The 13,652-nt window shown below is 70.2% G+C and carries 12 protein-coding genes; 5 read left to right on the forward strand and 7 right to left on the reverse strand.

Annotated elements, in window-relative coordinates; translation table 11 throughout:
* The first annotated feature begins 72 nt into the window (after window positions 1–72).
* Window positions 73–570, forward strand: a complete 498-nt coding sequence (locus ACTWOL_RS13530; protein ID WP_474296922.1) for an N-acetyltransferase family protein — start codon at window positions 73–75, stop codon at window positions 568–570.
* Window positions 571–724: 154 nt separating this feature from the next.
* The gene (locus ACTWOL_RS13535) at window positions 725–1,921 is read left to right on the forward strand and encodes a S8 family peptidase (RefSeq protein WP_474296923.1); all 1,197 of its coding nucleotides are present in this window, start codon (window positions 725–727) and stop codon (window positions 1,919–1,921) included.
* A gap of 71 nt (window positions 1,922–1,992) precedes the next feature.
* Here ACTWOL_RS13535 and ACTWOL_RS13540 read toward each other — a convergent pair whose 3' ends face one another.
* Window positions 1,993–2,589 carry a DUF4291 domain-containing protein gene (locus tag ACTWOL_RS13540; RefSeq protein ID WP_474296924.1) on the reverse strand — a complete coding sequence of 199 codons (597 nt, stop codon included), beginning with the start codon at window positions 2,587–2,589 and terminating at the stop codon, window positions 1,993–1,995.
* Window positions 2,590–2,707: 118 nt separating this feature from the next.
* Here ACTWOL_RS13540 and ACTWOL_RS13545 point away from each other — a divergent pair, with 118 nt between their 5' ends.
* Window positions 2,708–3,049, forward strand: a complete 342-nt coding sequence (locus tag ACTWOL_RS13545) for a hypothetical protein (protein ID WP_474296925.1) — start codon at window positions 2,708–2,710, stop codon at window positions 3,047–3,049.
* 124 nt (window positions 3,050–3,173) lie between these two features.
* Here the strand turns inward: ACTWOL_RS13545 and mmsA are convergent, their stop codons facing one another.
* From mmsA to iolC, 5 genes are read right to left on the reverse strand one after another with little or no spacing between them, the layout of a single operon-like run.
* Entirely contained in the window at window positions 3,174–4,676 is a 1,503-nt protein-coding gene (gene mmsA, locus ACTWOL_RS13550; RefSeq protein ID WP_474296926.1) for a CoA-acylating methylmalonate-semialdehyde dehydrogenase, read from the reverse strand.
* 23 nt (window positions 4,677–4,699) lie between these two features.
* Window positions 4,700–6,628, reverse strand: a complete 1,929-nt coding sequence (gene iolD / locus ACTWOL_RS13555) for a 3D-(3,5/4)-trihydroxycyclohexane-1,2-dione acylhydrolase (decyclizing) (RefSeq protein ID WP_474296927.1) — start codon at window positions 6,626–6,628, stop codon at window positions 4,700–4,702.
* Window positions 6,625–7,509, reverse strand: a complete 885-nt coding sequence (gene iolB / locus ACTWOL_RS13560; protein WP_474296928.1) for a 5-deoxy-glucuronate isomerase — start codon at window positions 7,507–7,509, stop codon at window positions 6,625–6,627. Before iolB ends, iolD begins: the two co-directional genes overlap by 4 nt.
* A gap of 15 nt (window positions 7,510–7,524) precedes the next feature.
* Complete coding sequence (locus tag ACTWOL_RS13565; protein ID WP_474296929.1) at window positions 7,525–8,415, reverse strand: Cgl0159 family (beta/alpha)8-fold protein; 891 nt, start codon at window positions 8,413–8,415, stop codon at window positions 7,525–7,527.
* A complete protein-coding gene (gene iolC / locus ACTWOL_RS13570) occupies window positions 8,412–9,449 on the reverse strand; it encodes a 5-dehydro-2-deoxygluconokinase (RefSeq protein WP_474296930.1) in 1,038 nt (345 codons plus the stop codon). The genes ACTWOL_RS13565 and iolC overlap by 4 nt, the downstream gene beginning before the upstream one ends.
* Before the next feature lie 130 nt (window positions 9,450–9,579).
* Between iolC and ACTWOL_RS13575 the strand changes: the two genes are divergently transcribed.
* A complete protein-coding gene (locus ACTWOL_RS13575; protein WP_474296931.1) occupies window positions 9,580–10,491 on the forward strand; it encodes a sugar phosphate isomerase/epimerase family protein in 912 nt (303 codons plus the stop codon).
* 470 nt (window positions 10,492–10,961) lie between these two features.
* The gene (locus tag ACTWOL_RS13580; protein WP_474296932.1) at window positions 10,962–11,159 is read left to right on the forward strand and encodes a helix-turn-helix transcriptional regulator; all 198 of its coding nucleotides are present in this window, start codon (window positions 10,962–10,964) and stop codon (window positions 11,157–11,159) included.
* A 144-nt stretch (window positions 11,160–11,303) separates the two neighbouring features.
* Here ACTWOL_RS13580 and ACTWOL_RS13585 read toward each other — a convergent pair whose 3' ends face one another.
* A complete protein-coding gene (locus tag ACTWOL_RS13585) occupies window positions 11,304–13,640 on the reverse strand; it encodes an MMPL family transporter (protein WP_474296933.1) in 2,337 nt (778 codons plus the stop codon).
* Window positions 13,641–13,652 lie beyond the last annotated feature (12 nt).

Below are 13,652 nucleotides of genomic sequence, written 5' to 3' on the forward strand. Positions count from 1 at the left end.
CCGGGCCGAGCCGAGCCGAGCCGAGCCGAGGGCAGGGTGCCGGGACCGGAGCCACGGAAAGAGACGACCGCCATGGAGATCCGCCGCGCGACGACCGTCGCCGAACTCGTCGCCGCCGAGCACCTCTACGACGGTCCGGCCCGCAGGGAATGGGCGGAGCGGTTCCTCGCGGCTCCAGGACATCTGATGCTGATCGCCTACGCCGGCGATGTCCCTGCCGGGATGGTCTCGGGCATCGAGATGCTCCATCCGGACAAGGGCGTCGAAATGTGTCTGTACGAGCTGTCGGTGGACGAGGCGTACCGCCGCCGCGGTGTCGGGCGGGCGCTGACCGAAGCGCTCGCCGCCGTCGCCCGGGAGCGCGGCTGCTACGACATGTGGGTCGGCGTCGACACCGACAACGCTCCGGCGCTGGCGACGTACACGTCGGCAGGCGCGGCGAACGATGGGGAATTCACCATGCTGACCTGGGACTTCACAGCTCGGCAGGGTTCGGGCGATTCGCCCTGGGGGACCGCCGCGGACGGCGGCAGCAACCTTGCGGACACGTCCGTCCACGATGTCGGGTGATGTCCGCCAAAGTGCGCACGGCACCCCGGGATTGAATCCAACGCTCCAGTAACAACCCCTTGTGCGCCCTGATCGCCGCACGACACTCTGTGCCGCACATCCGCGGGAGCCGCGCGGATGTTTGTCGTGTTCCGATCAAAGAAAGGCGCACGAGATGAGATTCACTGTCCGCCGGCCGATACGCATGGGTGCACTGCTTCCCGCGGTCACCCTCACAGCCGGTCTCCAGTTCGCCGCCACCCCCACCGCGCACAGCGCGCCGGCCGGCGATCTCCGTCTCGCCCCCACTGCAACCGCCGTCCAGGACAGCTGGATCGTCGTCCTCAAGGACGGCACCCGCGTCTCCGACCTCACCGCCGAGGAGGCCCTCAGCCCCGAGCGCACCTACACTTCCGTCCTCAAGGGCTTTTCCGCCTCGATGTCCAAGGCGAAGGCCGCCCGTCTCGCCGCCGACCCACGCGTGGCGTACGTCGAACAGAACGCCGTCCTGCGCCTGAACGAGACCCAGACCAACCCGACCTGGGGCCTCGACCGCGTCGACCAGCGCAGCCTGCCGCTGTCGAAGGCGTACACCTACACGACGACGGCGCGGAACGTGAACGCGTACATCATCGACACCGGTATCCGCACCTCTCACAGCGAGTTCGGCGGGCGCGCGAGCGTCGGTGCGGACACCGTCGGCGACGGCCGCAACGGACAGGACTGCCAGGGCCATGGCACCCATGTCGCCGGCACGGTCGGCGGCAGGACCTACGGCGTGGCCAAGCAGGTGAAGCTGCTGGCTGTCCGTGTGCTCGGCTGCGACGGTTCGGGAACGACGGCCGGGGTCATCGCGGGCGTCGACTGGGTGACCGCCCACGCCGCCAAGCCGGCGGTCGCCAACATGAGTCTGGGCGGAGGGGTCAGCGCCGCACTCGACAACGCCGTGAAGCGGTCCATCGCCTCGGGCGTCAGCTACGCCATCGCGGCGGGCAACGGCAACTTCCTCGGTCTGCCCGCGAACGCGTGCAACTACTCTCCCGCACGGGTCCCCGAGGCAATCACCGTCGGCGCGACGGACAGGACCGACCGGCGGGCCTCGTTCTCCAACTTCGGCAGCTGCCTCGACCTGTTCGCACCCGGCGTGGACATCACATCGGCATGGAAGGACAGCAACAGCGCGACGAACACCATCTCCGGCACCTCGATGGCCACGCCGCACACCGCGGGTGTCGCCGCCCTGTATCTCGCGGACCATCCGACGGCGACCCCGGCCCAGGTCCGCAACGCCCTGGTGAACAACGCGACAAGCGGCAAGGTCGTGGATCCGCGCGTGGGCTCCCCGAACAGGCTGCTGCACTCGCGGTTCTGACGCCGCAGGGACCGCGCCGCGGTGGCACCACCCCTGCGGCGCGGCGCCCCTTGGCGCAGCCGCGACGACGGTCAGCGGGGCACAAGATGCCCGAGGAGCTCCTCCCCCGCGGGGTAGGGGACCTCCTCGGGCATCAGCCGTCCGGCCCCCTCGAGGTCCCCGGCCCGCACGAGCCGGTGGATCTCCCGGGCGAGAGGCGTCACATCGTCGATGGCCACGGTCCATTCGTCCGCAAACCGTGCCGGCGCCTCTCCCCCGAGGCCCAGCTGCAGTGAGCGGTACGGCAGCGGCGCGAGCCGGACATCACGCTCGGGATCCCACTGGACCCGGGCCGGAGCCTGCCTCAACTGCCGCTTCCACTCGGGCTGACCGGGGTGGAGCTCCGGCACGAAGTGGGACAGACAGGCGTGACGCAGCGCCCACTCGAAACCCTCGCGGTCGATCTCGACGGCCAGCACGGTCTGCTGCCCCTCTTTGGTGCCCCAGCCGCAGCGGTACATCATCCACAGGAACGAAGGCTTGATCCATGTCATCCGGTCCCGCTTCCAGGCGGCCGGAAAGCGTCCGTCGCGGGCTGCCGGGAGGCCGATGGACGGGTCGTACGCCTGGTAGACGGTGACCGTGGCCGGGGTGTGGACGGCACGGATCTGGTACTTCGGGACGGTCATGGCCCTCGAACCTACCGCCGGGAAATCCGCTGGTCTCCTCGATAAGCGCCTGGCAGGATCCCTTGCATGACGACCACCATCCATGTCGGAGGCCGTGCCGCGTAGGCGGCCGCGGCGGGTGCGCGCCGAGCTCGGGGTGCGACGAGGCCGCCGCAGAAGCGAGCCGGCGCAGATACGCGGACTGTCCCGCAAGACGCTGTGCGCCATCGCCGAGATCGAGCAGACCCGCAACTACCTGTGGCCCGGAGCGGTCCACGAGTCGCTGGCGCAGTGGCGCGGGCACATCGCCCGGCCCGACCGGCGTCTGTGGGACGCCGACCGGGCCGGCTGTACGGAATGGTTGTGCTGCGGCGATCCGCTCAGGGCACGGGAACTCCTCGACGGGGCCCTGCACGCGCTGCCCAGACGGGCCGCCCGGGAGCTGCGGGCAGTCGTCGGCGTGCTGGACGCGTCCTGGTGAACCTGTCCGGTCACAGCACCGGGCGGCCGGTACGGGTGAGAGTTCCGTACCGGCCGCCCGGAGTCCGCGGAGACAAGGGCCGGGGTGGGCAACCGCGCCGTACGGTCACCGCCACCCGCCGCGATCAGTGGTTGCGCGGGAAGCCCAGGTCGACACCGGCCGGAGCCTCGGACGGGTCGGGCCAGCGGGTGGTGACGACCTTGCCACGGGTGTAGAAGTGCACACCGTCGTTGCCGTAGATGTGGTGGTCGCCGAAGAGCGAGTCCTTCCAGCCGCCGAAGCTGTGGTAGCCCACGGGCACCGGAATCGGGACGTTCACACCGACCATGCCGGCCTCGATCTCCATCTGGAAGCGACGCGCGGCGCCGCCGTCACGGGTGAAGATCGCGGTGCCGTTGCCGAACGGCGAGGCGTTGATCAGCGCGACGCCCTCCTCGTACGACTCCGCGCGCAGCACACACAGCACGGGGCCGAAGATCTCGTCCCGGTACGCGTCGGAGTCGGTGGAAACCTTGTCCAGGAGCGAGAGGCCGATCCAGTGGCCGTCCTCGAAGCCCTCGACGGTGTAGCCGGTGCCGTCCAGGACCACGTCGGCCCCCTGGGCGGCGGCGCCGTGGACGTACGAGGCGACCTTGTCGCGGTGGGCCTTGGTGATCAGCGGGCCCATTTCGGAGGCCGGGTCGTTGCCCGGGCCGATCTTGATCTTCTCGGCGCGCTCACGGATCTTGGTGACGAGCTCGTCGCCGATCGCGCCGACCGCGACGACCGCGGAGATCGCCATGCAGCGCTCACCAGCGGAGCCGTAGGCCGCGGATACGGCCGCGTCCGCGGCGGCGTCCAGGTCCGCGTCCGGGAGGACCAGCATGTGGTTCTTGGCACCACCGAGCGCCTGGACGCGCTTGCCGTTGGCGGCGGCCGTGGTGTGGATGTACCGGGCGATCGGCGTCGAGCCGACGAAGGAGACCGCCGCGATGTCCGGGTGCTCGAGAAGCCTCTCGACCGCGATCCTGTCGCCCTGGAGGACGTTGAAGACGCCGTCCGGCAGTCCCGCCTCGGCGAGCAGCTCGGCGAGCTTCAGCGCGGCCGATGGGTCCTTCTCGCTCGGCTTGAGGATGAAGGTGTTGCCGCAGGCGATGGCGAGCGGGAACATCCACATCGGGACCATCGCGGGGAAGTTGAACGGCGTGATGCCGGCGACCACGCCGACCGACTGCCGGATCGCCGCCACGTCCACCCGGTTCGAGACCTGGGTGGACAGCTCGCCCTTGAGCTGGGTGGTGATACCGCAAGCCAGGTCCACGATCTCCAGTCCGCGGGCGACCTCGCCGAGAGCGTCCGAATGGACCTTGCCGTGTTCGGCGGTGATCAGCTCGGCGATGGCGTCACGGTTCGCGTCCAGCAGGGCACGGAAGCGGAACAGGATCGTCGTGCGCTGGGCCAGCGAAGACGTGCCCCAGGTGGCGTAGGCGTCCTTCGCCGCGGCGACCGCGGCGTCTACCTCGTCGACGGAGGCCAGTGCGACCTTCCTGGTCACGGCACCGGTCGCCGGATCGGTGACCGGTCCCCAATTGCCGGACGCGCCCTCGACGATCTTGCCACCGATCCAGTGGTTGACGTTCTTCGTCATGGCGGAGAGCTCCTTCAAGTCCTTCAGAGATGGCGGCGTCGGGCGGCGACCTGGCGGTCGTATTCCTGCCGGGCCTTGACCGCCGACGGTCGGGTCGCGGTCTCGGCCACGGGAACATCCCACCACGCCTGGGCCGGCGGCGGGCCCGACACAGTGTCTGCCGTTTCGGTCTCGACGTAGACACATGTGGGGCGATCCGCCGAACGGGCTTCCACAAGGGCTTCGCGCAGGTCACGAACGGTTTTGGCGCGAATGACGCGCATCCCGAGGGATGCGGCGTTGGCGGCGAGGTCGACGGGGAGCGGGGCGCCCGTGTAGGTGCCGCCGCCCGCGTCCTCGGGCCCTGCGGTGTCCCGCGTCCGGTAGCGGTAGGCGGTGCCGAACCCCTCGGACCCCACGGACTCGGACAGTCCGCCGATCGACGCGTAGCCGTGGTTCTGGAGGATCACCACCTTGATCGGGACGTTCTCCTGCACGGCCGTCACGAGCTCGGTGGGGTTCATCAGGTAGGTGCCGTCACCGACCAGCGCCCATACCGGCCGGCCCGGCGCGGCCATCGCCACGCCTATCGCCGCGGGGATCTCGTATCCCATGCAGGAATAGCCGTACTCGACGTGGTACTGGTCCCGGGAACGGGTCCGCCACAGCTTGTGCAGGTCGCCCGGAAGCGAACCCGCCGCGTTGATCACGATGTCGTCCTCCGTGACCAGACCGTCGAGCAGCCCGAGCACCTGCGGCTGGGTCGGGCGTACATCCTGGTCACGGACCTCGTACGCGGTGTCGACGCGGTGCTCCCAGCGCTCCTTGCCGTCCGTGTACTCGGTCTCGTAGCCGCGCTCCACATGGTGGCCGTGCAGGGCGGTGGTGAGGGCGTCGAGCCCGGCCCGGGCGTCGGCCACCAGCGGGACGGCGGCGAGTTTGTGGGCGTCGAAGCCGGTGATGTTGAGGTTGACGAAGCGGACGCCGGGGTCGGTGAAGAGAGTGGCGGATGCGGTGGTGAAGTCCGAGTAGCGGGTGCCGACACCGATGACGAGGTCGGCGGTACGGGCCAGCTCGTCGGCGACGGCGGTGCCCGTGTGGCCGATGCCCCCGACGTCCGCGGGATGGTCGTGGCGCAGGGAGCCCTTGCCGGCCTGGGTGGAGGCCACGGGGATGCCGGTCGCGTCGACCAGGCGCCTCAGGGCCTCTTCCGCACCGCTGTAGTGCACACCTCCGCCCGCGATGATCAGTGGCCTGCGGGCCTCGCTGATCGCCCGGACCGCCGCGTCCAGCTCTGCAGCATCGGGCTGCGGACGGCGTACGTGCCATACGCGTTCGGCGAAGAACGCCTCGGGCCAGTCGTAGGCCTCGGCCTGCACGTCCTGTGGCAGGGCCAGGGTGACGGCACCGGTCTCCGCGGGATCGGTGAGCACCCGCATGGCGGCGAGGGCCGCAGGGATCAGGGCCTCCGGCCGGGTGATCCGGTCGAAGTACTTCGAGACGGGCCGCAGACAGTCGTTGACGGAGACGTCGCCCGCGGAGGGGACTTCCAGCTGCTGAAGGACGGGGTCGGCGGGCCGGGTGGCGAAGACGTCGCCGGGGAGGAGGAGGACGGGGAGCCGGTTGATGGTGGCGAGGGCGGCGCCGGTGACGAGATTGGTGGCACCGGGGCCGACGGAGGTGGTGACGGCGTGCGTGGAGAGCCGGCAGGACTGGCGGGCGTGGCCGACGGCCGCGTGGACCATCGCCTGCTCGTTGCGGCCCTGGTAGAAGGGCATGCCGGAACCGCTTTCCAGCAGCGCCTGACCGATTCCGGCGACGTTCCCATGGCCGAAGATTCCCCATGTGGCGCCGATCAGTCGCCGGCGGCGGCCGTCGCGCTCCGTGTACTGGCCGGCGAGGAAAGCGATCAGCGCCTGGGCGGTGGTGAGACGGCGTGTGCCGGGGCGGGGCGCGGTCGGTCCCGTGCTCATCGGTAGCCCTCCGTGTGGTCGGGGTGGAAGCAGATCCGCCATTCACGTTCGGGGCCCGGGCCCGCCATGACGTTCAGGTAGTACATCTCGTGGCCGGGCGCGGCGATCGAGGGACCGTGCCAGCCGTCCGGGACGAGGACGGCGTCTCCACTGCGAACCTCCGCGAGCAGGTCCGTGCCGCCGGGGCGTGACGGTGACACCCGCTGGTAGCCGAAGCCATGCGGACCGTCGATCTCGAAGTAGTAGATCTCTTCCAGTCTGGCCTCCGCTCCCGGCCGGTGCTCGTCGTGCTTGTGCGGCGGATACGACGACCAGTTGCCGCCGGGAGTGAGCACCTCGACGGCGATGAGGCGGTCGCAGTCGAAGGCGTCGGCGGCGGCGAAGTTGTGCACCTTCCGGGCACAGCCGCCGGTGCCGCGGTGCTCGACCGGTACCTCCGGCGCGGGGCCGTAGCGAGCGGGGAGTCGTCGCTCGCACTTCGCTCCTGCCAGGGCGAAGCGGCCTCCCGCGCCGGAGGCGATCTGTGCATGGGCGTCGCGCGGTACGTACGCGAAGTCGGTGACCCCGGTGAACACGCTTTCCCTGCCCAGCAGTTCCATGGTCCGGCCTTCGGTCTGCACCGTGCAGCCGCCGCTGAGTGGAAGCACGATCCACTCGCTGTCACCTGCACCCAGCAGATGCGAACCGCCCGGGCGGAGCTCCAGGATCCGCAGGGCGGAGTACCCCCATCCCGCCGTCTTGGGGTCGATGTCGAGGGCATAGGGCCCTTCGGCCGCGGTCCCTGCTTGTACATGCCGGTCGTGCGCCATGGCGTCCGCGGCGCCCTTGTGGTCCGCGCCGTGCGCGCTGCCCGTGTGGTTCTTGCCGTCCATGTGGTCCATGAGTTCTCCGTACCCCTAGAGCAGCCCGACGGCCGTGTCGACCGCCGCCGCCACATCGCCGTCGACCGGATAGAGCAGCGAGCGGCCCACGACCAGTCCCTGCACGGTGGGGAGTTGCAGGGCCCCACGCCATTTCTCGTAGGCACTGGCCTGGTCCTCCACGGAGCCGCCGACCTCACCGCCGAGCAGGACGGCGGGGAGAGTCGAGGTCTCCATGACCCGGGGCATGTCGTCCGGGTTCTCGGTGACCGGGATCTTCAGCCAGGTGTAGGCGGAAGTGCCGGCGAGTCCCGAAGCGATGGCGATGGAGCGGGTGACCGCCTCGGCGGACAGGTCGTTGACGAGCCGGCCCGCGACCCGGCGGCAGATGAACGGTTCGACGAAGACGGGCAGCCGGTGCGCGGCCATCTCGTCGATGGCGCGGGCCGTGGCATGCAGGGTGTCGAGCGATCCGGGGTCGTCGTAGTCGATGCGCAGCAGCAGCTTGCCGGCGTCGAAGCCGAGCCTGGCCAGGTCCTCCGCGCGGTATCCGGTGAATCTGTCGTCCAGTTCGAAGACGGCTCCCGCCAGACCGCCCCGGTTCATGGAACCCATGACGACCTTGTTGTCGAGCGCGCCGAGGAGGAGCAGGTCCTCCAGGATGTCGGCGGTGGCGAGCACCCCGTCGACTCCGGGCCGCTCCAGTGCGGTGCAGAGCCTTTCGAGCAGACCGAGCCGATTGGCCATGGCGAGGCGCTGGCCGCCGACGGCGAGGGCGCCGCGTGCGGGGTGGTCGGCCGCGACGATCATGAGTCTGCCGTGATCACCGACCAGTGGCCTTCTGCGGCGCCGGGCTGCGGCCTCGGCGACGGCCTCGGGGCGATGTGCCCTGATCCGCACCAGGTCGGCGACGTCGACGCGGGTCATGACGTTGCACCCGGGGTGGGACCGGACGCGTCGCCCTGTGCCGGTGCGGACGCGCCGGCAGGTCCGGGCTCGGGGCCGGGCGCGCGGCCCTCCAGGAGGGCTTCGACCTCGGACGGGAAGGGCATGGCGGAGGAGCAGGCGAGCCGGGAGGCGACGAGCGCGCCGGCTGCGTTCGCGAACCGCATGATCCGCTCGAGTTCCCAGCCGGACAGGAGCCCGTGCACCATCGCTCCTCCGAACGCGTCGCCCGCGCCGAGTCCGTTGACCACCTCGACCTCCACGGGCGGGACTTCGGCGCTGGTCCCGTCCCTGTGTACGGCCAGGACGCCCTTGGGTCCCTGCTTCACGACGGCGAGTTCGGGTCCGGCGTCGAGCAAGGCACGTGCGGCGGCGTGCGGTTCGCGCTCCCCGGTCGCGATCTCGCACTCGTCGAGGTTGCCGACGGCGACGGTCGCGTGGGAAAGCGCCTGTGCGTAGTACGGACGGGCCCCGCCCGGATCGGTCCAGAACATCGGCCGCCAGTCCAGGTCGAAGACCGTTGTCCCGGACTTCGCACGATGCTTCAGGGCGGCGAGCGTCGCACTCCTGCTCGGCTCGGCGCACAGCCCGGTGCCCGTCATCCAGAAGACCCGTGCGGCGCTGATCGCCGCCAGGTCCAGTTCGTCGGCGTGCAGCTCGAGATCGGGTGCCTTGGGCTGCCGGTAGAAGTAGAGCGGGAAGTCGTCGGGCGGGAAGATCTCACAGAAGGTGACCGGCGTGGGGAGCCCGGGCACCGCCGTGACCCAGCGGTCGTCGACCCCGAACTCCCTGAGCGCTTCATGGAGATACTCGCCGAACGCGTCCCGTCCGGTGCGGGTGATCACAGCGGTCCGGCGCCCGAAGCGTGCCGCGGCAACGGCCACATTCGTGGCGGAGCCGCCGAGAAACTTCCCGAAGGTCTCGACCCGTGCCAGGGGGACCCCGGTCTGCAGGGGATAGAGGTCCACTCCGATCCGGCCCATCGTGATCACTTCGTACGACTGCGGCTGAGGCATACGCGTCCCTTCGGTTCCCACGCCGGCTGTCCCCTGGTGTAGCCCCCACTCCGGAAGGCTGTCAACATTTTGTCCTTACATTCGGACGAAAGCTTGACACCGTTCTCCGGCCGCCGGGAAGCTGACCGCCATGACCTCCTCCGCATCCTCGCTCCACCGCATCCGGATCGGGTCGGCCCCGGACTCCTGGGGTGTGTGGTTCCCCGACGACCCGCAGCAGGTTCCCTGGCGGCGCTTCCTCGACGAGGTGGCGCGCGCGGGCTACGAGTGGATCGAACTCGGCCCGTACGGCTACCTCCCGACCGATCCCGTCCGTCTCACCGAGGAGACCTCGGCGAGGGGACTGAAGGTCTCGGCGGGAACCGTCTTCACCGGTCTGCACCGCGGCCCGGCCGTCTGGGACGAGACATGGGCCCACGTGGCGGACATCGCCGCACTGACCCGCGCCATGGGCGCCGATCACCTCGTCGTCATCCCAGCCTTCTGGCGGGACGACAAGACCGGTGACGTCCTCGAGGACCGCACGCTCACCTCCGAACAGTGGCGGCACCTCACCAGCCAGACCGAGCGACTCGGCCGGGAGGTCGGCGACCGCTTCGGGCTCCGCATCGTGGTCCACCCGCATGCCGACACCCACATCGACAGCGAGGAGAACGTCAACCGTTTCCTCGACGCGACCGACCCCGAACTGGTCTCGCTCTGCCTGGACACCGGGCACTACGCCTACTGCGGGGGCGACAGCGTCAAGCTCATCGAGACCTACGGCGAGCGCATCGGCTATCTCCACCTCAAGCAGGTGGATCCCGAGATCCTCGCCGAGGTGGTCGCGGACGAGGTGCCGTTCGGGCCGGCGGTGGCACGGGGTGTGATGTGCGAACCCCCTTACGGCGTCCCGGCGCTGGAGCCGGTGCTCGCGGCGGCCCAGCGGCTGGACGCCGACCTGTTCGCCATCGTCGAGCAGGACATGTACCCGTGCCCGCCGGACAAGCCTTTCCCGATCGCCGAGCGCACACGCCGCTTCCTCCGCTCCTGCGGAGCCTGAGACAGCCCCGCCGGGACCGTCCGGGGATCTCCCCGAACCGCACCATCGCGCACAGAGCACCGCTTCCGGAGCGGCGGCCCACTCAGCCACGACGCATTCGCATCATGGCGTGCGAGCGCGCCAAGGCGGGCTCACGGCTCAGCGGGCCCCAGGTCCGGCGGAACGATGGACGCGATACGGACCCTCACAGGGCGGCTGCAGCCACCGCTCCACTCACCTCCGGACTCATGGTCCGCGAAGGCGCCGTGCGTCAACTGCCGGGTGACGCCGGTTTCGTCACAGGGATGGTGGTCCTGTCACACATGTCTCCATTACGCGGGTCTTCCGTCACAGACTCTCGACAGCCGCTCTCCCCTCCCCCGTGCGTGTCGTTCGCAAGGCACAGGCTCAGTGATCGCCAGCGTTCGCGCCGCAGCTCGTCCGACGGCTCCCTCTGCCGCCACTGCGGCGCGCGCAGGGAGGTGCCACAGATGACGGACAGACGGCTCTGGTCGTACAAGGACATCGCCGCACACATCCGGGTTCAGCCGGACACGGTTCGCTCCTATCGCAAGCACGGCCTCCTTCCGCCTCCCGACCATGTGGAGGCCGGAAAGCCCTACTGGTACGCGGATACGATCCGCACCTGGGTCGCCAACCGGCCTGGCAACAGAGCCCGCAGGGAATGACCCACAGGGGGACATAACCCTTCGCGCCCGGGCCGGCTCGGTGACCGGATCCGCCGCAGACGGACCTCGGCATCACATCCGCGTACCGCGAGCACCCCAGCCCCCGTCGGCCTGGTCCTTCGCCGGCTGCCGGCCGACGGGAAGCTACCCGCCCACGGGAGTCCTGTCGCGGTCCGCGTCGCCAAGGCGCCGCCGGTCCGTCCCCGACTCGTCGTGTTCCGCCGCCTTCGGATCCTCGGCCTTGCCGTCCCCATCCGTACGGCCCTTCCGGTGCAGGTCCTCCGCGGTGTGCTCCAGCGCGGAGGACGCGGGTATCCCGCCCTCGCTCAGACCGAACCTGTCATGGACGGCCCGCAGCGGCGCCGGCGCCCACCAGGTCGCGCGGCCGGTCAGCCTCATCACCGAGGGAACAAGCAGACTGCGCACCACCAGGGCGTCCATGAGCACGGCGAGCGCGATCCCCAGACCGAGCATCTTGGCGTTGGTCACACGCGAGGTCCCGATCGCGACCATCACCACCGCGAGGATCACTGCCGCGGCGGTTATCAGCCCGCCGGTGCGCTGCAGCCCGTATGCCACCGCATGGTCGTGATCACCGGTGCGGTCGTACTCCTCCTTGATCCGGGAGAGCAGGAACACCCCGTAGTCCATGGACAGCCCGAACGCCACACAGAACATCAGCACCGGCAGGGTGGTCTCGATGGCGCCGGTCGAGGTGAATTCGAGAAGCCCGGAGAGATGGCCGTCCTGGAAGATCCAGACCACGGCGCCGAACATCGCGGTGAGGCTGAGCCCGTTGAGCACGACCGCTTGGAGGGGGATCATCACGCTGCCTGTCAGGAGGAAGACCAGCAGCAGGGTGACCACCGCGATGATGCCCGCCGCCCAGGGCAGCCGGTCCCCGATGGCGGCCTTGGAGTCGACCAGCATCGCGGCCGCACCGGTCACCGAGGTTTCGAAGGGTGCGGGCTGTGCGCGCAGTTCACGTACGAGTTGCTGCGTCTCCTCCCCCACCGCCTTCTCCTCGGGCAGTACGGAGAAGGTCGCATGTGTGCCGGAGACCAGCGGTCCGTCCACCCGCAAGACCCCGGGGAGGGCGGCGACGCGGTCACGGAACGCGGCATACTGCGCGGGCGTGGCCGCACCCTCGGCGAAGACGTCCAGGCCGCCGCCGGGGCTCCCGGGGAAGCCGTCCCGTATGTGCTGCTGTACGACATGCGACGCGGCGTCCGGCGGCAGCTGACGGTCGTCCGCAGGGCCGAACTTCACTCCCAGGAAGGGCAGCCCCAGCAGCACCAGCCCGGCGGTGGTGGCCACGGCGAAGACAGGCGCCCGCCGCATCACCACGGCCACTCCCCGGCCCCAGCGACCGTTTTCGCCGCTGTCCGCGGCACCGGCGCCGGGCTTCGCGCCCCGGCTTCCGCGCAGCAGCCGGCGCAGGTCCAGCGCGTTCACCCGCTCGCCCAGCAACATCAGTGCGGCGGGCAGCAGGACCAGTGCGGCGGCGGCGGCCAGCAGCACCACGGCGATCCCGGCGTAGGCGAACGAACGGAGGAAGTACTGCGGGAAGACCAGCATCGCCGCCAGCGAGACGGCCACCGTGAGCGCGGAGAACAGGACCGTGCGTCCGGCTGTGCGCAGGGTGATCGCCACGGCCTCCCGGGTCGGTGCTCCCGCGCCGAGCTCCTCCCGGAACCGGCGCACGATGAACAGGGCGTAGTCGATGGCGAGTCCGAGGCCCAGTGCGGTGGTGAGGTTCTGGGCGAAGACCGAGACATCGGTGAACTCGGTGAGCCCGCGCAGGATCGCGTTCGTGCCGAGGATGGCGACGATGCCGATGCCCAGCGGCAGCAGGGCGGCGATCGCGCTGCCGAACACCATGACGAGCAGCACCAGCGTCACGGGCAGGGCGATCATCTCGGCCCGGAGCAGGTCGTCCTGGATGATCGTCTGCATGTCGTGCATGACCGCGACCGGGCCGCCGATGGTCACCTCCACCGGACCGTGCTTGCCCCGGTAGTCGGGCGCGATGCGCTCCAGCACCGCCCCGGCGGCCTTCTCGTCCCCCTCGACGCGGGCGGCGATGAGCGCCTCCCCGCCGTCCTCGGCACGCAGCGCCGGCGACTTGGTCTGCCAGTACGAACCGACGGCGGCGATGCCCTTCTCACCGGCGAGTTGCTTCGCCAACCGCGCGGCCTCGGCGGCGACGGCCGGATCGTCCACACCCTTTTCCCCGCTGTCGACAAGGAGCAGCAGATTCGGCCGTGCCGCGGGAAATTCGCGGTCGAGCGCTTTCGTGGCGTAGGTCGACTGGGCGTCCGGATCTTCCCAGCCGCCGCTGCTCATTCGGTCGCCGGCCCCGCTCCCCGCGAAGACGGCCAGTGCGGTGACGACCAGAGCGAGGAGGAGCGACAGACGTGGGCGTGCCGTGACGAGATGGGTCCAGCGGCCGAGGCGCGGTCCACTGTTGACTGCAGACATGGTGCGGTGTCC

The organism is Micromonospora sp. IBHARD003 (assembly GCF_056106285.1).